At 56.2% G+C, this 18,523-nt stretch carries 21 protein-coding genes and 1 pseudogene; 6 read left to right on the plus strand and 16 right to left on the minus strand.

The features are described from left to right. Position 1: 1 nt before the first annotated feature. The 6 genes and pseudogenes from mgtA (H9X81_RS00190) to mgtA (H9X81_RS00215) all read right to left on the minus strand — a co-directional run bounded on the left by mgtA (H9X81_RS00190) (position 2) and on the right by mgtA (H9X81_RS00215) (position 7,461). Positions 2-2,766, minus strand: a pseudogene (mgtA, locus tag H9X81_RS00190) (magnesium-translocating P-type ATPase). A gap of 184 nt (positions 2,767-2,950) precedes the next feature. After that, on the minus strand, positions 2,951-3,256 hold the full coding sequence (locus H9X81_RS00195) for a DUF3784 domain-containing protein (protein WP_204719157.1): 306 nt from the start codon (positions 3,254-3,256) through the stop codon (positions 2,951-2,953). A gap of 6 nt (positions 3,257-3,262) precedes the next feature. Then, positions 3,263-3,511 (minus strand): hypothetical protein, encoded by a 249-nt coding sequence (locus H9X81_RS00200; protein WP_204719158.1) that lies wholly within the window; start codon positions 3,509-3,511, stop codon positions 3,263-3,265. After that, the gene (locus H9X81_RS00205; protein ID WP_204719159.1) at positions 3,512-4,189 is read right to left on the minus strand and encodes an MgtC/SapB family protein; all 678 of its coding nucleotides are present in this window, start codon (positions 4,187-4,189) and stop codon (positions 3,512-3,514) included. Between the two features lie 102 nt (positions 4,190-4,291). Beyond that, positions 4,292-4,789, minus strand: coding sequence for a winged helix-turn-helix domain-containing protein (locus tag H9X81_RS00210; RefSeq protein WP_204719160.1), 498 nt, complete (start codon positions 4,787-4,789; stop codon positions 4,292-4,294). A gap of 17 nt (positions 4,790-4,806) precedes the next feature. Then, on the minus strand, positions 4,807-7,461 hold the full coding sequence (gene mgtA, locus H9X81_RS00215; RefSeq protein ID WP_204719161.1) for a magnesium-translocating P-type ATPase: 2,655 nt from the start codon (positions 7,459-7,461) through the stop codon (positions 4,807-4,809). 257 nt (positions 7,462-7,718) lie between these two features. Here mgtA (H9X81_RS00215) and H9X81_RS00220 point away from each other — a divergent pair, with 257 nt between their 5' ends. Continuing rightward, positions 7,719-8,246, plus strand: coding sequence for a hypothetical protein (locus H9X81_RS00220; protein ID WP_204719162.1), 528 nt, complete (start codon positions 7,719-7,721; stop codon positions 8,244-8,246). Positions 8,247-8,528: 282 nt separating this feature from the next. Here the strand turns inward: H9X81_RS00220 and H9X81_RS00225 are convergent, their stop codons facing one another. From H9X81_RS00225 to H9X81_RS00240, 4 genes are read right to left on the minus strand one after another with little or no spacing between them, the layout of a single operon-like run. Beyond that, the gene (locus tag H9X81_RS00225) at positions 8,529-9,134 is read right to left on the minus strand and encodes a cyclophilin-like fold protein (protein WP_243423868.1); all 606 of its coding nucleotides are present in this window, start codon (positions 9,132-9,134) and stop codon (positions 8,529-8,531) included. Then, positions 9,131-10,102, minus strand: a complete 972-nt coding sequence (locus tag H9X81_RS00230; RefSeq protein ID WP_204719163.1) for an alpha/beta hydrolase — start codon at positions 10,100-10,102, stop codon at positions 9,131-9,133. The genes H9X81_RS00225 and H9X81_RS00230 overlap by 4 nt, the downstream gene beginning before the upstream one ends. A 21-nt stretch (positions 10,103-10,123) precedes the next feature. Beyond that, complete coding sequence (locus H9X81_RS00235; protein ID WP_204719164.1) at positions 10,124-10,648, minus strand: flavodoxin family protein; 525 nt, start codon at positions 10,646-10,648, stop codon at positions 10,124-10,126. 2 nt (positions 10,649-10,650) lie between these two features. Continuing rightward, positions 10,651-11,190 carry a flavodoxin family protein gene (locus H9X81_RS00240; RefSeq protein WP_204719165.1) on the minus strand — a complete coding sequence of 180 codons (540 nt, stop codon included), beginning with the start codon at positions 11,188-11,190 and terminating at the stop codon, positions 10,651-10,653. A 116-nt stretch (positions 11,191-11,306) separates the two neighbouring features. Between H9X81_RS00240 and H9X81_RS00245 the strand changes: the two genes are divergently transcribed. The 5 genes from H9X81_RS00245 to H9X81_RS00265 all read left to right on the plus strand — a co-directional run bounded on the left by H9X81_RS00245 (position 11,307) and on the right by H9X81_RS00265 (position 14,049). Then, positions 11,307-11,759, plus strand: a complete 453-nt coding sequence (locus tag H9X81_RS00245) for a MerR family transcriptional regulator (RefSeq protein ID WP_204719166.1) — start codon at positions 11,307-11,309, stop codon at positions 11,757-11,759. Positions 11,760-11,875: 116 nt separating this feature from the next. Continuing rightward, positions 11,876-12,433 carry a TetR family transcriptional regulator gene (locus H9X81_RS00250; protein WP_204719167.1) on the plus strand — a complete coding sequence of 186 codons (558 nt, stop codon included), beginning with the start codon at positions 11,876-11,878 and terminating at the stop codon, positions 12,431-12,433. A 68-nt stretch (positions 12,434-12,501) separates the two neighbouring features. Next, on the plus strand, positions 12,502-12,921 hold the full coding sequence (locus H9X81_RS00255; RefSeq protein WP_204719168.1) for a hypothetical protein: 420 nt from the start codon (positions 12,502-12,504) through the stop codon (positions 12,919-12,921). A gap of 33 nt (positions 12,922-12,954) precedes the next feature. Then, the gene (locus H9X81_RS00260) at positions 12,955-13,620 is read left to right on the plus strand and encodes a hypothetical protein (RefSeq protein ID WP_204719169.1); all 666 of its coding nucleotides are present in this window, start codon (positions 12,955-12,957) and stop codon (positions 13,618-13,620) included. Positions 13,621-13,635: 15 nt separating this feature from the next. Continuing rightward, complete coding sequence (locus tag H9X81_RS00265; RefSeq protein WP_204719170.1) at positions 13,636-14,049, plus strand: DUF2871 domain-containing protein; 414 nt, start codon at positions 13,636-13,638, stop codon at positions 14,047-14,049. A 75-nt stretch (positions 14,050-14,124) separates the two neighbouring features. Here H9X81_RS00265 and H9X81_RS00270 read toward each other — a convergent pair whose 3' ends face one another. The 6 genes from H9X81_RS00270 to H9X81_RS00295 form a co-directional block, all read right to left on the minus strand. Next, a complete protein-coding gene (locus H9X81_RS00270) occupies positions 14,125-14,457 on the minus strand; it encodes a branched-chain amino acid transporter permease (RefSeq protein WP_191392851.1) in 333 nt (110 codons plus the stop codon). Beyond that, entirely contained in the window at positions 14,454-15,149 is a 696-nt protein-coding gene (locus H9X81_RS00275; protein ID WP_204719171.1) for an AzlC family ABC transporter permease, read from the minus strand. The genes H9X81_RS00270 and H9X81_RS00275 overlap by 4 nt, the downstream gene beginning before the upstream one ends. Positions 15,150-15,168: 19 nt before the next feature. Next, positions 15,169-15,807, minus strand: coding sequence for a DNA-3-methyladenine glycosylase family protein (locus H9X81_RS00280; RefSeq protein ID WP_204719172.1), 639 nt, complete (start codon positions 15,805-15,807; stop codon positions 15,169-15,171). A 94-nt stretch (positions 15,808-15,901) separates the two neighbouring features. Beyond that, complete coding sequence (locus tag H9X81_RS00285; protein ID WP_204719173.1) at positions 15,902-16,834, minus strand: magnesium transporter CorA family protein; 933 nt, start codon at positions 16,832-16,834, stop codon at positions 15,902-15,904. Positions 16,835-16,846: 12 nt separating this feature from the next. Further along, positions 16,847-17,116: a hypothetical protein gene (locus H9X81_RS00290; RefSeq protein WP_204719174.1), complete on the minus strand. Its 270-nt coding sequence runs from the start codon at positions 17,114-17,116 to the stop codon at positions 16,847-16,849. Between the two features lie 77 nt (positions 17,117-17,193). After that, positions 17,194-18,477, minus strand: a complete 1,284-nt coding sequence (locus tag H9X81_RS00295; protein WP_204719175.1) for an aminotransferase class I/II-fold pyridoxal phosphate-dependent enzyme — start codon at positions 18,475-18,477, stop codon at positions 17,194-17,196. Positions 18,478-18,523: the final 46 nt, after the last annotated feature.

Below are 18,523 nucleotides of genomic sequence, written 5' to 3' on the forward strand. Positions count from 1 at the left end.
CTCAAAGCGGCTCCCCATAGTGTCGTGCATAGGCTTTTTTCAGGCTGGTAGCCAGTACCATATAGAGCAGAATGCACGGAATCAGATAGGCAAAGTAAGCAGCAGGCAGGGCTGTAAACCCAAGCACGGCTCCAAAGGGTGTGAACGGAATGATCGTCAGGATTGTGATCCCCATCATAGTGAGCAGTGTCAGCGGTGCGGAAGCTCTGCTCTGGATAAAGGGCAGCTTGGGGGTCCGGATCATGTGGATAACCAGGGTCTGGCTCCACATGGACTCCACAAACCAGCCTGCCTGGAACATTCCGATGTACTTTGCCTGCATCACAGCCAGTTCCGCTCCGCTGAAATGAGCGGGCAGATCGTTGAACAGCACACCGCCCGAAACAAAGATCGGACAGAACACAAAATACATGAACAGATAGGTTGTAAAGTCGAAAATAGAACTGGTAGGCCCGATCCAGATCATGAAATTGCCCACACTGGACGCATCCCATTTCCGGGGCTTGACAATGAACTCCTCATCCACATTGTCCCAGGGAATGGCTGTACAGGACAGGTCATAGATCAGGTTCAGGAAAATCAGATGGACGCTCATCATGGGCAGGAATGGCAAGAGTGCCGATGCAGCCAGCACCGAGAACATATTGCCGAAGTTGGACGAGGCAGTCATCTTGATGTACTTGATCATATTGGCATAGGTCTTACGGCCTTCGATGATCCCCTGCTCCAATACCATCAGATCCTTTTCCAGCAGGATAATATCCGCTGACTCCTTGGCGACATCCACTGCGGTATCCACAGAGATACCGATGTCTGCCGCTTTCATGGCAGCGGCATCATTGATGCCATCCCCCATGAAGCCAACTGTGTGACCATTCTCCCGCAGCACCGAGACAACCCGGGCCTTCTGATCCGGGGTCAGCTTGGCGAAAACATCGGTGGTTTCCGCTGCCCGGGCCAGTTCGGCATCGCTCATGTGTTCGAGATCCGATCCCAGCAGCATATTGCGCACCCTCAGCCCCACCTGCTTGCAGATAGTACGGGTAACCTTATCATTGTCCCCGGTCAGGATTTTGGTCGTCACGCCATGATCCTTCAGAGCCCTGATGGCATCCGCAGTGGACTCCTTGGGCGGGTCAAGAAAAGCCAGATAGCCGATCAGCACCATATCACACTCGTCCTTGACGCCGAATGTCCCCACCGGAGATGGATTGCTTTTCTGCGCAATGGCAAGCACACGGAATCCCTTGTTGTTGAGGCCGTCCACTGTCCGGAGGATACGCAGGCGCACCTCCTCAGTCAGAGGCCGGACACTGCCGTCAACCTCCGCAAAAGAACAGATCGACAGCATTTCCTCCACAGCGCCCTTGGTCACCATCTGCGTTTTGCCGCTTTTATCCTGGACAACGGTGGTCAGACGCCGGCGGGCAAAATCAAAGGGGATCTCGTCCACTTTGATGTAGTGCTCCGACAGATCCATCAGCCGTGGATCTTCAGCCTCTGCCTCCTCAGTCCGGCGGATAATTGCCAGATCCATCAGGTTCTTGTATCCGGTCTGGAAGTAGCTGTTGAGATACGCATGGCGCAGAACCCGGGTATCATCATCGCCGTTGACATTGAGATGATACTCCAGAACCACCCGATCCTGGGTGAGAGTGCCGGTCTTATCGGTGCAGAGAATATCGATTGCCCCGAAATTCTGGATGGAGTTGAGGTTTTTGACGATGGTCTGCTTCTTGCTCATGGACACAGCGCCCTTGGCAAGGCAGGTGGTTACGATCATGGGAAGCATTTCCGGAGTCAGGCCGACGGCAATGGAAATGCCGAACAGGAATGCCCCCAGCCAATCCCCTTTGGTGATGCCGTTGATGAAGAATACCAGCGGGACCATCACCGCCATGAACCGGATCAGAACCCAGGAAACCGCATTTACGCCTTTGGTAAAGCTCGTTTCCACGGCCTCCCCTGCCACAGCCGATGCCATGGACCCGAACAGCGTATTGTCCCCGACGCACACCGCCACAGCAGACGCGCTGCCGGATACCACACTGCTCCCCATGAACGCAATGTCCGGATAGTCGGTGATGCTCTCTGCCGGAGCACTTACATGGGGCGTTTTCTCCACCGGTTCGCTCTCGCCTGTCAGGCTGGACTGGCTGATAAACAGATCCTTTGCCTCCAGAATGCGGACATCAGCCGGAATCATATCCCCGGCGGACAGATGCACAATATCCCCACCACCAGCTCATCCATCGGGATTTCCGCCTTTTCCTGGTTTTGGCGGGTGACGGTACAGGTGGTGGTAATCATGGCAAGCAGCCGTTCTGCCGCATTGTCGCTTCTGGATTCCTGTACAAACCGGAGTGTACCGGAAATAACCACCATCGTCAGGATAATCACTGCGGTCAGGCAGTCAAAGTCCTCCGGCGCACTCCCGAACAGGGAAAAGTACGGGAAAACCATGTCGGTCATGGTGGACACCAGAGCCAAAAAGAACAGAATGGCAGTAAAGGGATTGATAAACGCGTCTGCCAGCCGTCTGAGCAGGGATTTTTTCTTCTCATGGGTCACCTTGTTGCTGCCATACCGGGCCCGGCTGGCGGACACCTCTTCCATATCAAGGCCACAAAGGGTGGTGTGCAGCTCCTTCAGAACCTCCGGAACCGGACTTGTTGCCGCATACCGGATGCGGCGGTTCTGCTCGTCCCGGATCACTGCCTTTTCCGCAGCCTGACGGGCTGAAATGTGATTTTGCTTCTTGTTCATTGGTCTTACCTCCTTATGCTGATCAGAGGCAAGCAGGAATGCGCGAAGGGCATGGAACTTCCGGGTTCCATACGCCTGCTGCCTGCTGCCTTCGGGGACTTCCGTCAGAGTCCATGCCGTTCACCTCGCTTTTGCAAAATATCTATTCAAAACCGCACTCTGCCGCACAGAGCCGCAGTGCGGATTATAATTGCCGGCAGCGTCTGCTCCCCGCTGTGTACCAGACATCCAGTCCAGCTGCCGTCAGCCATGCCGCTATGGAGCCTGCAAACCAGTGTTCCGAAAAGCCTGCCCACAAACCCTTCATCAGGAAGATGAGGCCGCTGAGCACAATCACCTCGCCCACGCAGCGGCAGAGCGGCATGATCCTGTCCCTCCCCTGCTCCGGCATGTTTTCCCACGCAAAGAGCTGGATGTGCGTCCTTCCAAAGAAAAACGCAAGGCCCGCTATGATGAACAGGACTCCCAGGAAGATATAGATATACTCCATAACAGATCACACCTTTCTGTAATCAGATTCATTCGCCCGTTTCCCGGGACGGTTTCTCAGCCTGCTCAGGCAAAAAAGCCCGCACAGCAGGACAGTGACCGAAGCAAGCCCGATCAGGGCAGTGATCCCAGACCAGAGCCAAAGCAGCACCACTCCCCGCCCCGTCAGCATGCTGCACAGACAGCCGATGGCAGCGGTGAGTATAGCACAGGGCAGGAATCTGATCCGCTTATCGTTCTGCATTCTCTCCCTCACTTACAGCACCTCCCAGCCCGCGCTGACTACCTCCGGCAGCTTCAGTGCTTGGCGCACGATCCCCTCCAGAACCTGGTTCTGTGCGTTCCCGACTGAGCAGTACTCTGCAATGACCTCCACCTTATCTCCCACCACGTCACCACTGTCCAGGTGATTGAGGTACAGGGTCCTGCTGGTGTTCCCGTTAATGAGGAGAGCACGGATATCTGTTTCCTTGGCTTCCCGGCAGGTGATCGAGATACGGTAGAGTTTTTCGCTCTCCTCCCAGCCGGTAACCGGTCTGATTTTCATGGACAGGGGACGGAACAGCAGGTTTGAAAGAATCAGCGTCCCGGTTGCGGCAGATGCCAACAGGAAGTATCCGGAGCTTGCCAGCACGCCGATTGCTGCCGTGCACCAGAGTGTGGCGGCTGTATTGAGCCCCCGCACTGTCCCGCCGTCCTTGAAAATGACCCCGCTGCACAGGAATCCGACCCCGGATACAATATAGCTGGCAATGCGGTACACTTCGTCCGACCCGGTGATGATGGGAAACATCAGGAACAGACAGGAACCCATCGAGATCAGCACGTTGATCCGGATTCCGGCAGTATGTCTGGTGATCTGCCGTTCCAGTCCAATCAGAAATCCCAGCAGGACAGCGAGCAGGATACGCATCATAAAATCCATCCAGTTCATTCAGCACTCCTCCTTTCGGCCTTAACCAGTATAAAAAAATCGCAGGAAAGATCACATGGTCAAAACCTTGCGATTTTCTTGCGATTCGGTAAGAATTTCTGATTACAGCTTATCGCTGAATTTGTAGCCGATGCCCCAGATGGTCAGGATATATTCCGGAGCGTCCGGATTGGGCTCAATTTTCTTGCGCAGCTTCCGGATAAACGCCATAATATTGCTGTCGTCCAGCAGGTAATCACTTTCCCATACAGCCTGGTATATCTGCTCCTTTGTAAAGACCTCCCCACGGTTGCGGGCCAGAAAACACAAAATGTCAAACTCCTTGGGCGTCAGGGGGATCTCGGTCCCATCCCGGCTCACCCTGCGCAGTCTGGGATCAATGGAGAGCGCACCGCAGCAGATGATGTCGCTCCCGGCTGCCGGGGAACTGCCCTCGCCCAGTTCCAGCATCAGAGAACCCGCCGTGCCATCCAGCAAATCCCGGAACCCCTCCAGCAGCTCCTGTGCGGACAGGCTCTGCGGCCCGGAAGTCCGGAGCGTCTCCCGGAGCCACTGGACCAGGGAGGAATCCAGGGTGATAAAGCCGATATTTTTCTTCATAATGGATTCCTCCTTTCTCAAAGCAGTTCATGGTAGCGGCGGATATACCACCGTTTGGCCAATGTGACCCACAGCAGATAGAAAAAGACGGTCACAGCCAGAAATACAAAGTAGACCGGCGGCAAAGCAGTCAGCCCGATCCATTCGCCCATGGGGGTGAATGTGAGGAGCGTAAAGACCGCAGTCCCCAGCAAGGTGACCACCATAACCGGACGGGAAGGCCGGCTCTGCAGCAGCGGAACCTTCTGGGTGCGCAGGAGGTGCAGGATCAGAACCTGGGTCCACATGGATTCGAGGAACCACCCTGTCTGGAACAAAATGATAAACCGGGCCTGTTCTCCGCTTCCGGAGAGGGAAGCAAAGGTGCCGCCGCAGACAGCGGGACACAGAACAAAGAACAGGTAGGCAAAGGTGATGATGTCGAAAACAGAGCTGATCGGGCCGAAAAAGCGCATGAAGCGTCCCAGTGTTTTGCCCGACCACTCCAGCGGCTTTGCGCAGATCGACTCGTCCACCTTGTCCCAGGGGAGCACAAGACACAGCAGATCGTACAGGAGATTCAGCAGCAGAATCTGCAGCGCAGTCATCGGGAAAAAGGGCAGAAAAGCGCTGGCGATCACAACGGAAAAGATGTTGCCGAAGTTGGAAGAGGCCGTAATCCGGATGTATTTTGAAACATTGGCAAAGGCTCTGCGCCCCTCCTTTATTCCCTCTTCCAGCACATTCAGGTCCTTTTTGAGAAGGACAACATCTGCCACTTCCTTGACCGTCTCCGCTGCGGTATCCACTGAGATTCCCACATCGGATTCCACAATGGCAGGCAGGTCATTCATGCCGTCACCCAAAAAGCCCACCGTGTGCCCGTTGGCCCGGAGTGTCCGCACAACCTGCACCTTCTGCTTCGGCGACAGCTCGGAGAATACCGTTGTATGTTCCAGCTTCACCGGGATTTCATTGTCGGTAAGCAGTTCCAGTTCCGCACCGGTCAGGGTGTGCATGGTATCGATCCCCAGCCTGCGGCAGATGGAAACCGCCACATCCTGGTTATCCCCGGTCAGAACCCGCACATCCACATGGAGCCGGTGCAGCTTTTCAATGGCAGCAGCGGCACTCTGCTTGGGTGCATCAAAGAACGCCAGATACCCCAGCAGGGTCAGGCCGTTTTCATCGTCCTGCGAGATGGTCTCCTGATTCAGCGGTTTATACGCCACTGCCAGAACCTTCATGCCGTCCTCCAGCATCTCATCCACAATGGCATGGACGCTGTCCCGCCCATGGGCATCAATCGGGTGCCGCTCGCCTCTGTACTCGATATGGCTGCACTTCCGGCAGACCTCATCCACGCTGCCTTTGATGATGAGCAGGTTTTCAGTGCCGCCCCGCACCAGGACGCTGGCAAACCTCCGCTCATGGTCAAAAGGCAGCTCGTCCAGCTTGGGATGCCGCTGCTCCAGTTCCCGGTAATGGCTCTCCTGCCCCGGCATTTCCCGGTACCGCAGGATCGCATCATCCAGATGGCTCTGCACACCCGTATGGTAGAGGCTGTTGAGATAGGCCAGATCCAGGGCATGCTGGCACTCGTTCCCCAGGACATCCATATAGTATTCCAGGGAAATCTGATCTCCGGTCAGGGTGCCGGTTTTGTCAACACACAGGACATCCATGCTTCCGAATCCCTGCATGGCGTTGATGTTTTTGACCACTGTCTGTTTTTTGCCCATCGCCGCACTGCCCTTTGCCAGGCAGGCATTGATCACCATCGGGAGCATTTCGGGGGTCAGGCCCACAGCAACTGAAAGCGCAAACAAAAAGGCGGAAAGCCAGTCGCCCTTGGTCAGGCCGCAGGCGATAAAGATAACGGGGATCAGAACCGCCATGAATCGGATCAGCACCCACGCAATCGAATTTGCGCCCCGGTCAAAGCCGTTTTTCAGATGGGATTCCATTGATGAAAATCCGCCATAGACCGTATCCTTGCCAACGGCAAGCACAATGCCCTCTCCGGTACCGCCGGTGACAGACGATCCCATAAAGGCGAGGTTGTAATAATCCGAATAGGAGCGGGCCTGTCCATCGGCAAGTGTACCGGCATTCTTCTCCAGTATCGCACTCTCGCCCGTCAGTACCGACTGGGAAACAAACAAATCCTTCGACTGCGTCAGCCGGATGTCCGCCGGAATCCGGTCTCCGGCAAACAGACGCACCTTGTCACCAACCACAAGCTCCTCGGAGGAGATTTCCGACCAGCGGCCATTGCGGAGCACCTGCACCGTGGAGGAGACCATCCGGGTCAGATGGTCCGCTATGCGCTTGGCACGCAGTTCCTGGATAAACCGCACTATGCCGCTGAGCAGCAGCATGCACAGGATAATAACCGATGTGGTGATATTCCTGCTGAAATTGGAGGCCAGCACAACATCGGTTAAAAAGGAGACGGCAGCCAGCACAAACAGGATCACTGTAAACGGATTGACAAAGGCTCTGCGCAGGCGATAGAGCACAGTATCCGACGCTCTGCCCGACAGGACATTCCTCCCGTATGCGATGCGGCTCTCTTCAACCTGTTTCTCGTTATAGCCCTGCTGCGGGATCTGGAAATCCTGATACAATGTGTCTGTATCGACATACGCATAATTCAGGACACGCTGATGCGCAATGGGACTGCTCTGCATAGGCCTCACCTCGATCTGTTTTTCTGAGCTTCTTATTATATCATAAAATAGCGCAAAAGCCTGTTTCTGAAACCTTGCTTTTTTCTTGCTTCGCATGGCGCTCAAAAAGTGCCGGAGGGCTTGTCTGCCCTTTTCTGTATTTCACAGTTTGTATAGCCAATCGCCTTTATATTCTGGAAAATATGCCGAATATATCTGATAAGCGGCAGAGCGGAATGTTTGCCTGGCTCTGCCGCATCATGGAAGGAGGAATGGCTATGGATATCCGTCTGATCGGTCAGAAAACCGTGCTGTCTGCCTATACCGCCCGTCCAGCGGACACTGCGGGAAAGGGTTCGCCTGCTCCGGCTGCTTCTGCCCCTTCGCCGGTGGGAGATACCCTGGAACTCTCCCGGTCGGTGCAGGATCTGTACCGCCAGACTGAGGAAAATCTGGCAAAGGAACTGCTGAACCCGGAACAGTCCGGCAATGAAGGGGATGCCCTCACAAGCGGCATGGATGTCCAGCTGCGCTGCTCCAAAATCGCTGCGCGCATCCGTGCCGGGGACAAGGTTCCCCTGAAGGATCAGCAGTACCTGCTCAAGAATAATCCCGACCTCTACAATCTGGCGATGATCGCCCGGAGAGCCAAGGAGCATCCGAAAAAATGGGACAGCCTTGTGCCCAAGGAGAATAAAGAGGAACCCTCGGGAGAAAGCACTGCCGCTGCGGAAGAGATCCCGTCCAGCGGCGGCACCGAAGCGCCCTCTGCTGAAACCGGCGAAGGCACACCGGAATCCAACTGACTGTAAAATAAAAATCCCCGGCGTCCATTGGGACAGACGCCGGGGATTTTCTATATTCTGACTGTGATTTCTGACTGTGATTTGATGCGTTTGGGGTACTATATCAGGACAGACAGGCGCTGCCTTCCACCCGCTGTGTCTGAAACTGATGGGAACTCCGCTCCGGGGCCCTCTGCGTTCAAACCGTGGGCTGAGGCGTTATCAGGCCCCTTCCCCCGCTATAACGGAAAACGGCGGTCAGGAGCCAAGACCCTGCCGCCGTTTTCCTGCGCTATGATGCTCTCAGTTCAGGCTGATCTCCACCTCTGCGGAACTGCCGCCCAGCAGTCCGGTCAGCTCCTCCGTGGTCAGGCTGTCGATATGCCCGAGCTTGGTATAGCTCCACGAATTGGAGCCGAAGAACAGCACCAGCTGATCCCCCGAGTACAGGACAATGTCCCCGGGTGCGGTGGTCATCTGCACATCGTTTCTACTGAACTGCCGGGGCAGGCTGCCCACCTGCTCAAATCCGCCGTAGAGGGAGGTGTTCACTGTGATGCTCTCCTCTGCCGCACAGGCCATCAGCTCCCGGACCGTTTCATTGTCCTCCCAGCTCACTTCCAGTGTGGTGCCGTCCACAGACAGGGTCAGCTCCTGTTCAGACGGGCTCGCCGAATCCGGCTCCGCTGCATCCGGGGCCGGTTCGCCCGGCTCGGACTGAACCGGGGAATCGCCCTCCTCCGGTGCTTCCCGGAGGCTCTCTTCGGCTGTCTCCTCCCGGGCCGGTCCCGGTTCAGCGGCAGAGCTTTCCTCTCCCCTGGCTGAACCTGATTCTGCCGGGCCGGACGCACAGGCGGTCATTCCAAACAGCAGAAGCAGCGTCATACAAAGCAGTGCTGCCCGTTTCATCGCAGGTATTCCTCAAAGAAGCGCTTCAGCTTTTCAAAGGGGATCACATCCATGCGATCATAGAGATCCACATGGCTGGCTCCCGGGATAATCAGCAGCTCCTTGTTATCCCCGGTGAGCTTCTGGAAGGCATCCCGGCTGAAATAGCAGGAATGAGCCTTCTCCCCATGCACCAGCAGCACTGCCGAACGGATCTCCTGGCTGTACTGCAGCAGGGGCATATTCATAAAGGACAGCGAAGAGGTGATATTCCAGCCGCCATTGGAATTGAGCGAGCGCGGATGATACCCCCGGGGTGTCTTGTAATAGGCATAGTAGTCCTTTACGAACTGCGGCGCGTCCTCCGGCAGCGGGTCAACCACACCGCCTGCCAGCGCATAGCTTCCATTCCTATAATCCTCGGTGCGCTGGGCATTCATAGCCTTTTTCTTCTCATAGCGGGCCTCTGCGGTGTTTTCGCTGTCAAAATAGCCGTTGGCATTCACCCGGGTCATATCATACATGGTGGACGCCACAGTCGCCTTGATGCGGGTATCCATAGCTGCCGCATTGATCGCCATGCCGCCCCAGCCGCAGATGCCGATGATGCCGATCCGCTCGGGGTCCACATTGTCCTGTACCGACAGGAAATCCACTGCCGCACAGAAATCCTCCGTATTGATGTCCGGGGAGGCCACATACCGGGGCTGTCCGCTGCTCTCTCCGGTAAAGGAGGGATCAAAGGCCAGGGTCAGGAAGCCAAACTCCGCCATGGTCTGGGCATACAGACCCGACGACTGCTCCTTGACCGCGCCGAACGGTCCGCATACCGCAATGGCAGGCAGTCTGCCGCTTGCGCCCTTGGGAATATACAGATCAGCCGCAAGGGTGATGCCATACCGGTTGTGGAAGGTCACCTTGCTGTGATCCACTTTGTCGCTCCTGGGAAATACCTTGTCCCAATCGGTTGTCAGATTCAGTTGCTCCATTGAATTTTCTCCTTGTATCATTCAGTCTTTCAGGTTTCTTCCGGCAGCGCGCAGCCGTTCCAGCAGCTCCGGTGACTGGTTCTCCTCACCATGGGCCGCAAACATTCCGCAGTCCTCCAGATGCAGGTACTGCAGGAAGGAATTCTGGTACTCAAAGATCGCGCCGCTGTACACCAGGTCACTGCCCGAGGACAGAATCAGTGCTGCCTTGCGCAGTTTCTTCGGCTTATCCAGCGCATAGATCCGGTTGATGGCACACTGCAGCTGTCCGGAAAAGCTGTGATAATAGATGGGAGAGGCCAGGACAATCATCTCGGCTTCCTCCAGCAGCGGATATACCTCCTGCATATCGTCCTGCTGGATGCACTTGCCGCCGCCCTTGGTATGGCAGTATTCACAGGCCAGGCAGCCTGCTATCTTCTTCTGGCACACATTCACGATATGAACCGTATGCCCGGCTTCGGAAGCACCCTCTGCATACGTCCGGACCATCGCCGCTGTATTCCCGTTGGGACGGGGGCTGCCGTTGAGGATCAGGATCTTCATGCTCATGCCTCCCTGCCGGCCCGGTATGCCTGCTCCAATGCGGGATGGCCCTGGATCTCGCCCACCGCATTCACGCCGCCGGCAAAGATGGTCTGTACCAGCTCACACCGTCCGAAGCAGTCCACCCAGCCCTGCACCGCCTTGACCGAGCCCTCCACCGCACTGGGCGAGGACTCTGCCGCAGCAGCCAGCAGATACGCCTTGGTAAACGCATAATCAGTGCCATAGAGCGGATTGGCCCGGTCCAGCATGGTCTTGAGCTGTCCGCTGATGCTGTAATAGTAAACCGGGGTCGCGAACACCAGGACATCCGCGTCATGCATCTTGGCAGCGATCTCCACGGCATCGTCCTGGATCACACAGTGCCCGAGTTTCAGGCAGGCCACACAGCCGCGGCAGAATCCGATCTCCTTATCCCGGAGATAGATCGTCTCCACCTCATGTCCCGCTTCCTCTGCGCCTCTGGCAAAAGCTGCGGCAAGCTGTTCGGAATTGCCGCCCTTCCGGTAGCTGGACGAAAGAATCAGTATTTTCTTGCTCATGGGAATCCTCCTTCTGGCATCTTGCGTGGTGGTTTCTTTTCTGCTATAATCATGGTAATACCTAAACCTGACTTTAGGTCAAGAGTTTTTTCAGAAAAATTTTTTGGAGGCTGCCTATGTATACAATCGGTCAAGTATCCGAAATGTTCGACCTGCCCATCTCCACCCTGCGCTACTATGACAAGCAGGGGCTGTTCCCGGAGATGACCCGGGTATCCGGCATCCGCAAATTCGATGATACCGAAATTGACGCGCTCAGTGTGATCGAGTGCCTCAAACGCTCCGGGCTGGAGATCAAGGACATCAAGCAGTTCATGGACTGGTGCATGGAAGGAGCTTCCACCTATCCCCAGCGCAAGGAGCTGTTTGAACGGCAGCGCCGGCAGGTGGAGGCGGAAATGGAGCGCATGAACCAGGTGCTGGACATGCTGAAATTCAAGTGCTGGTACTATGAGCAGGCCATCCAGGACGGCAATGAGAACCGGATCAAGGCCATGATTCCGGACAACCTGCCGGATGGCATCCGGGAAGCCTACCAGAACGCCCATAAGAATGACCGTCCCCGCTGACTTCCCCCAGGAACTTCCAGCAGAATGAGAGGGCTTGATTTGCAATTTCCCCTTGACAGACAAGGGGTCTGTACGTATAATGAACATTGTTCAGATTGAAGAAAGGAGCGGACCGCGTGAATACAGTCGTGACATCCAAGGAGCAGATCCTCCAGACCAGCCGGGAACTGATCCGGCAGCAGGGCTGGTCCACTGTGAGCATCCGCTCGGTGGCAGCGGCCTGCGGTATATCGGTGGGCTCCATCTACAACTACTTCGACTCCAAGGCGGAGCTGGTGGGCGCCATAGTGGAAAGCGTCTGGTGTGAGATCTTCCATCTCCCTGATAACGAAGCTGTGTTCCGGGATACCGAAGCCTGTGTCACCTGGATGTATGAGCGCATGGAGTACGGCTGCCGGCAGTATCCGGGATTTTTCACCCTGCATTCCCTGGGATTCATGCGGGAGGAAAAATCCGATGGAAAACGCCGGATGCAGCAGACCTGGCAGCATATCCTGGACGGACTGTGTCTGGTCCTGAAACGGGATGCCCGGGTCCGGCCCGATGCCTTCACCGACCAGTTCACAGCGGAGAAGTTTGCGGATGTGCTGTTTTCCCTGATGCTGTCCGCTCTGCTGCGGCAGGACTACGATCCCACCGCTGTTCTGGAAATTGTCCGCAGAACCCTCTATTGACATTCCCACCCCGGTGTGGGAATTTTTTATCCGGGAAAATGAACAATGTTCACATAAGGAGGCAGAGCATGAAAGTAAAACGAAACACCCTGCTGCTCCTCGCCGCGCTGGTATGGGGTATAGCGGGAGCCAATATCCTCCGGATCGGTCTGGCGGCCTATCCCGCCTATCTCACCCTGTGGAATACCCTGCTTTCGGTACTGGTGTTTGCGGTATTCCAACAGGTGGTCTTTGGAAAGCTGGTGAAAAAACATACCGCCAGAATCGGCGCTTATCCCGATGAACGGCTCTTTTTCCTCCGGTTCTTCGACCGGAAGTCCTTCGTGATAATGGCTGTGATGATGACCGGCGGAATCGGTCTGCGGGCCAGCGGTCTGGCGCCGGAAGCATTCATCGCCGTTTTCTATACCGGTCTGGGCGCTTCCCTGCTGCTGGCTGGACTGCGGTTCGGTCAAAATTACGGCAGAGCTGTTTCAGCGGCTGTCTGAAACCCTATCTTACAATAAAAAGGAGAATCCATTATGCAGGCTATTGCAGAAACTCTGTTTGACATTGTCTATCTCACCACCGTCATCACCCTCGGTGTCCGCATGATCCGTGGATGCAAGGGCAATCCTCAGTTCCGGCTGTTCGGCATCATGGCAGTCGTGCTGGGTTCCGGCGACTCGTTCCATCTGGTTCCCCGTGCCGTGGCCCTCTGCACCACCGGCCTGGAAAACTACACCGCTGCCCTGGGCATCGGCAAGCTGGTTACCTCAGTGACCATGACCATCTTCTATGTGCTGCTCTACTATGTCTGGCGGCAGCGCTACCATATCCAGGGGAAGAACCTTCTCACCGCTTCGGTCTATGGGCTTGCGGCTCTGCGCGTTATCCTGTGCCTGATGCCCCAGAACCAGTGGCTCAGCGCGAATCCTCCCCTCTCCTGGGGCATCTACCGCAATATCCCCTTTGCCCTGCTGGGACTGGTGATCATCGTCCTGTTCTACCGCAGCGCCAGAGAACACCAGGACGCCGCCTTCCGCTGGATGTGGCTCACCATTACACTGAGCTTCGGCTTCTATATCCCGGTGGTGCTGTGGGCTGATACCATTCCCCTGATGGGCATGCTGATGATCCCCAAGACCTGTGCCTATGTATGGACTGTATCCATCGGCTATCGTGCCATGAAGAAAGAGTGCCGGTAAAGGAGGTCCCAATCAATGAAACGCTATATGAACTGTGCCCTGCTCTATTCGGTTCTCGCCATGGCGGGCGGGGTATTCTACCGGGAGTTCACCAAGCTGAACGCCTTCACCGGCAAAACCACCCTTTCGGTGGTACATACCCACTATTTTCTGCTGGGTATGGTGGTCTTTCTGCTGCTGCTCCTGCTGGAGAAGAACTTCTCCTTCACCGGCTCCGGCACCGGAAAGGTACTGGCAGTGTACCACACCGGCCTCAATCTCACCGCTCTGATGTTTGTGGTGCGGGGCGTCACCCAGGTGCTGGGCTCTCCCCTCACCTCCGGCATGGACGCTGCCATCTCGGGCATGGCAGGCATCGGACATATCCTGCTGGGCATCAGCCTGGTACTGCTGCTCCTGCAGATCCGCCGGAGCCTTCCCGTGCGCTGAATCCCCGAACCGGGAAACATTCCCCGGCAAACAGAAAATCCCTCCGGCTCGCAGTGGGCCGGAGGGATTTTTTCTTTAGAATACAGTCTGTACCAGCAGCATATAGACCGCTGTGCCGGCGGCAATGCTCAGCAGGGTGTTGTGCTTCCACCGGTGGAGCAGGACGATCACCAGGATCGCCAGGAATTCCGGGATGCCATGGGGCGGGCTGACCAGAGAAACCCCCTTGAGGGAGTAGACTACCAGCAGTCCCATCATGGCGGCAGGCAGCACCTTTCCCAGCCAGGTGACCACCTCGGGCGGCTCCTTGCTGTCCGGGAAGATCACAAAGGGGGCAAACCGGGTGATCATACAGCCCAGTGCCACTGCCAGTACGGTAATCAATGTCTGTGAAGCAGTCAGTGTCATATCCGTTTCCTCCCGATCAGCAGTACGATGAGAATTACAATCATCGAAGGGATCACCATATTATCCGCCCCCACCAGGAGCAGCACCGCCAGCGAGCAGACCGTGCCGATCAGGCCGTAGATCCGGCTGCCGGCGTTCTCCAGCTGGCCCAGGAACAGCACTACAAACAGCGCTGTGAGCGCAAAGTCCAGTCCTTCAGTGCTGAAGGGGATCACACTGCCCAGCAGACCGCCGAGCAGGGTGCCGCCCACCCAATAGAGGTAGTCGAACAGGGTCACAAAGAAATAGAAACTGCCCCGGTCCACTCCCTCCGGCGGCTGGGCTGTGGAGGCGATGGAGAAGGTCTCATCGCAGAGGCCGAAGATCAGGAAAAAGCGCTTTCTGCCCAGGCCCTTGTACTTGCCCAGCATGGAGATGCCATAGAACAGATGCCGGGCATTGACCATGATGCTCAGCAGCAGGGCCGCGACTGGGTCAAAAGCGCTGGTGAGCAGGGTGATCGCCGCAAACTGCATACTGCCGCAGAAGGCAACAGCGCTCATCAGGGTGGACCAGAATGCACCATATCCATTGGTCTGCATCAGCACACCGTACGCCATACCCAGCACCAGGAAGCCGGTGAATACCGGGATGGTCAGCGGAAAGGCCGCCGCAGCTGCCTGCCGCAGCGAGCCGGATCGTGATTCTTCCATTGCTGTATCCCCTCTTTTCTCAGTTGATCTGTGCCAGACCCACATTGCCGGTCACTTCATCGGACAGGTGCCACAGATAGATGGAAGCAGCGGACGAGTAGGGGTGGTAGGCCTTCACAATGGCATCGAACTGCTTTTTGCTGAGGCTTTCCAGGCCATAGGCTGCCATCATGCCCCGGCGGATGCCCAGATCCTTATAGCTGATGACATCCGGACGCCCCATGGCAAAGATCATCAGCATCTGGGCCGTCCACTCCCCGACGCCGGGCAGGGCGGACAGCACCCGCACAATCTCCGGATCGGACAAGGTATGCAGGTGTTCCAGGTCTGTTTCCCCGCCAAGAACCGAATGGGCGATCCGGCTGAGGTTGTCCGCCTTGCGCATGGACATGCCGCATTTCTGAATCTCCTCGGGGGTCAGCTCAGCCAGCGCCTGCGGTGTGATCGCCCCGCCGCATTTTTCGGCGAGACGGTTATAAACCGTCGCCGCTGACTTTTTGGAGATGAGCTGGGAGATAATACTGCTGCACAGGGCTGTGAACAGGTCGTCCTTCATGGGACGGTACAGCTCTCCGATCCGCTGGATATGAGCGCCCAGCACCGGGTCCGCCTGACAGAGATACTCCCGCACCGGAGCAGAACAGTCCACATACTTCATTGGCAAACTCTCCTTTTTCAAAGTGAATAAAACAGAAACCGGACACCTCCCCAGAAGATGTCCGGCGTCCGCCGAAATTCCATACAAAATCAGATTATTTGAACATGCCCAGCTTTGCCAGGATCACAGCGCTGAGTGCCATGAGGATCAGGGTGACCGCAATGGGCACAAACATGGTCACGCCGCCGAATCCCACAACATTCATGCCATAGAAGCCAAAGACAATATTGGGGATCGCCATGACGATGGTGACAGCAGCCAGGATCTTCATAACGATATTGAGGTTATTGGAGATGATGGAGGCAAAGGCATCCATGGTACCGGACAGAATGCCCGAGTAGATATTGCACATCTCAATGGCCTGCTTGATCTCGATGAGCACATCTTCCAGCAGATCCTGGTCGTCCTCATAGAGCTTGATGATCCGGCCCCGGAGGATCTTTTCCAGGGTCAGCTCATTGGATTTGAGCGAGGTGGAGAAGTATACAAGGCTCTTTTCCAGGCCCAGCAGCTGGAACAGCTCCTTGTTCTGCATCGAACGGTGCAGCTGGGTCTCGGTCGCCAGCGACAGCCGGTCGATCTGCTTCAGATAGAGCTGGAACCGTGCCGCTACCCGCAGCAGGATCGCCAGCAGGAAGCGTGTCTTGAGATGGGTCTGTACTCCCTTGACCCGTCCCTCGGCAAATTCATCGATCACCAGGGTTTCCCGGGCCGATACGGTGATGAAGTTCGCCGGTGTCAGGATAATGCCGATGGAAGTGGTGGTATAGACAACGGTCTTTTCCTCCTGCTCCTCTTCCATATAGGGCACATCGATGATCACCATGGTCTGACCGTCTTCGCTTTCGATACGGGAGCTCTCCTCTTCATCCAGCGCCGCGCTGATATACTGGGCATCCACACCCAGCTGTTCAATCAGATAGCGGATCTCATCCGGTGTGGGACATACTGCCGATACCCAGCAGCCTTCGCTGTATTCCGGCAGTTCGGTCATGCGGTTTTCCAGTGTTTTATAGAATTTGATCACTGCGATTCCTCCTCAATACCAGAGAAACCTCCGGGCTTCCCTGGCTGTATTCTGCATCTGTATCCTGCAACTTCCAGGGTCTGCACCCATCTGTGATCCACCTCCTGTGCCGTTTTCCGGCCTGTGTTTTCCTATCCCTACCATTCTATCACACAGAATAGAAATTTCAACCGACTGTGAATATTTTCCGGTGATTTTCAGCGATTTTTCAGCTCTGTGTTTTTCGGATGCCTGTTCTTCGGCAAATTTGGCGAAATACTGTGAAATCCGGGAAAATTCCATGCGTCATCCCTGTAAAAAATCCCCCGGGGATCGCATTGCCCCCGAGGGATTTTATCTTGCTGTTTCTCTGACCGGGATCAGCAGCCCAGCAGCTTCTCCACCGCTGCCAGCCGCACACAAAGACAGAATACCTTCATGGCCTCTTCCAGCTCCCCGATGGGCGGGTAGCTGGGCGCAATGCGGATCGCACTGTCCTGCGGGTCCTTCTTATAAGGATGGGTGGCGCCCGCATCGGTAAGGATCACGCCCGCTTCGGCACAGAGCTGAACAACCTTCTTAGCACAGCCCTCCGGCACCTGACAGGTGATGAAGTAGCCGCCCCGGGGATTGGTCCACCGGGCCACACCCGGCTCCCTGAGCTGTTCCTCAAACATCCGGAGCACCAGCTCAAACTTGGGACGGAGCAGTGCCGCATGCTTTGCCATGTGCTCCTTTACATGGGGCAGATCCTGGAGGAACAGGACATGGCGCAGCATGTTGATCTTGTCCGCACCAATGGTCTGGTGGGTCATGTGGGCAGCGATGTGGTCCAGATTGGCCTTGGACGCTGCCAGAGCCGCAATGCCTGCTCCGGGATAGGTGACCTTGGAAGTGGAGGCAAAGGCGATGACCCGGTCCTCATGTCCATACTCCTGAGCCAGGGCAAAGATGTCTGCCAGCTCATCCGGGGCATCGGGATAGAGATGATGGATGCCATAGGCATTGTCCCACATGATGGTGAAATCCGGGGCGGCAGTTTCCATGGCAGCCAGACGGCGCACAGTTTCATCGCTGTATGTGATGCCCGAGGGATTGGAATACTTGGGCACGCACCAGATGCCCTTCACCGACGGGTCCTTTACCAGCTCTTCCACCAGATCCATATCCGGGCCGGATTCGGTCAGCGGGACAGTCACCAGCTCAAAGCCCAGATCCTGTGTGATGGCAAAGTGACGGTCATATCCCGGCACCAGGCAGAGGAACTTTCGGTCGGGGCACTCATACCAGGGCTTGGGAGAGTGCAGCATGCCGAACACCATTCCCCGCATCAGGGTATCATACATCATGGTGAGGCTGGAACTGCCGCCGACAATGACATTCTCCCTGCTCACTCCCATGATCTCTCCCATCAGGCGGCGGGCTTCCCGGGTGCCGAACAGCAGGCCATAGTTGCGGTAATCCATGCCGTCCTCTCCCACCATGGGAGTGGAGGCATCCGCAATGGTCCACATGGCATCGGAGAGCGCCAGCTGTTCTGCGTCCGGCTTGCCCCGTGCCATATTGAGGCTGAGCCCCCGGGCCTGGATCTCACTGTACTCCTGCCGCAGTTCTTCCCGCAGGGCTGTCAGCTCCTGTGAAGTCATTTCGCGGTATTCTTTCATTTATTCCGCCGCCTTTCGGTGATTTTTTCCTATTATACACGCAGTT

This window comes from Hydrogenoanaerobacterium saccharovorans (assembly GCF_016901815.1).
Classification (GTDB): Bacteria; Bacillota; Clostridia; order Oscillospirales; family Ruminococcaceae; genus Avimicrobium; species Avimicrobium caecorum.

Excerpts from the sequence above, each read along its gene's own strand:
- H9X81_RS00195 (WP_204719157.1), bottom strand. The coding sequence starts at position 3,256 with ATGGAGTATATCTATATCTTCCTGGGAGTCCTGTTCATCATAGCGGGC.
- H9X81_RS00205 (WP_204719159.1), bottom strand. The coding sequence starts at position 4,189 with ATGAACTGGATGGATTTTATGATGCGTATCCTGCTCGCTGTCCTGCTG.
- H9X81_RS00210 (WP_204719160.1), bottom strand. The coding sequence starts at position 4,789 with ATGAAGAAAAATATCGGCTTTATCACCCTGGATTCCTCCCTGGTCCAG.
- mgtA (WP_204719161.1), bottom strand. The coding sequence starts at position 7,461 with ATGCAGAGCAGTCCCATTGCGCATCAGCGTGTCCTGAATTATGCGTAT.
- H9X81_RS00220 (WP_204719162.1), top strand. The coding sequence starts at position 7,719 with ATGGATATCCGTCTGATCGGTCAGAAAACCGTGCTGTCTGCCTATACC.
- H9X81_RS00225 (WP_243423868.1), bottom strand. The coding sequence starts at position 9,134 with ATGAAACGGGCAGCACTGCTTTGTATGACGCTGCTTCTGCTGTTTGGA.
- H9X81_RS00230 (WP_204719163.1), bottom strand. The coding sequence starts at position 10,102 with ATGGAGCAACTGAATCTGACAACCGATTGGGACAAGGTATTTCCCAGG.
- H9X81_RS00235 (WP_204719164.1), bottom strand. The coding sequence starts at position 10,648 with ATGAAGATCCTGATCCTCAACGGCAGCCCCCGTCCCAACGGGAATACA.
- H9X81_RS00240 (WP_204719165.1), bottom strand. The coding sequence starts at position 11,190 with ATGAGCAAGAAAATACTGATTCTTTCGTCCAGCTACCGGAAGGGCGGC.
- H9X81_RS00245 (WP_204719166.1), top strand. The coding sequence starts at position 11,307 with ATGTATACAATCGGTCAAGTATCCGAAATGTTCGACCTGCCCATCTCC.
- H9X81_RS00255 (WP_204719168.1), top strand. The coding sequence starts at position 12,502 with ATGAAAGTAAAACGAAACACCCTGCTGCTCCTCGCCGCGCTGGTATGG.
- H9X81_RS00260 (WP_204719169.1), top strand. The coding sequence starts at position 12,955 with ATGCAGGCTATTGCAGAAACTCTGTTTGACATTGTCTATCTCACCACC.
- H9X81_RS00265 (WP_204719170.1), top strand. The coding sequence starts at position 13,636 with ATGAAACGCTATATGAACTGTGCCCTGCTCTATTCGGTTCTCGCCATG.
- H9X81_RS00270 (WP_191392851.1), bottom strand. The coding sequence starts at position 14,457 with ATGACACTGACTGCTTCACAGACATTGATTACCGTACTGGCAGTGGCA.
- H9X81_RS00275 (WP_204719171.1), bottom strand. The coding sequence starts at position 15,149 with ATGGAAGAATCACGATCCGGCTCGCTGCGGCAGGCAGCTGCGGCGGCC.
- H9X81_RS00280 (WP_204719172.1), bottom strand. The coding sequence starts at position 15,807 with ATGAAGTATGTGGACTGTTCTGCTCCGGTGCGGGAGTATCTCTGTCAG.
- H9X81_RS00290 (WP_204719174.1), bottom strand. The coding sequence starts at position 17,116 with ATGGAATTTTCCCGGATTTCACAGTATTTCGCCAAATTTGCCGAAGAA.
- H9X81_RS00295 (WP_204719175.1), bottom strand. The coding sequence starts at position 18,477 with ATGAAAGAATACCGCGAAATGACTTCACAGGAGCTGACAGCCCTGCGG.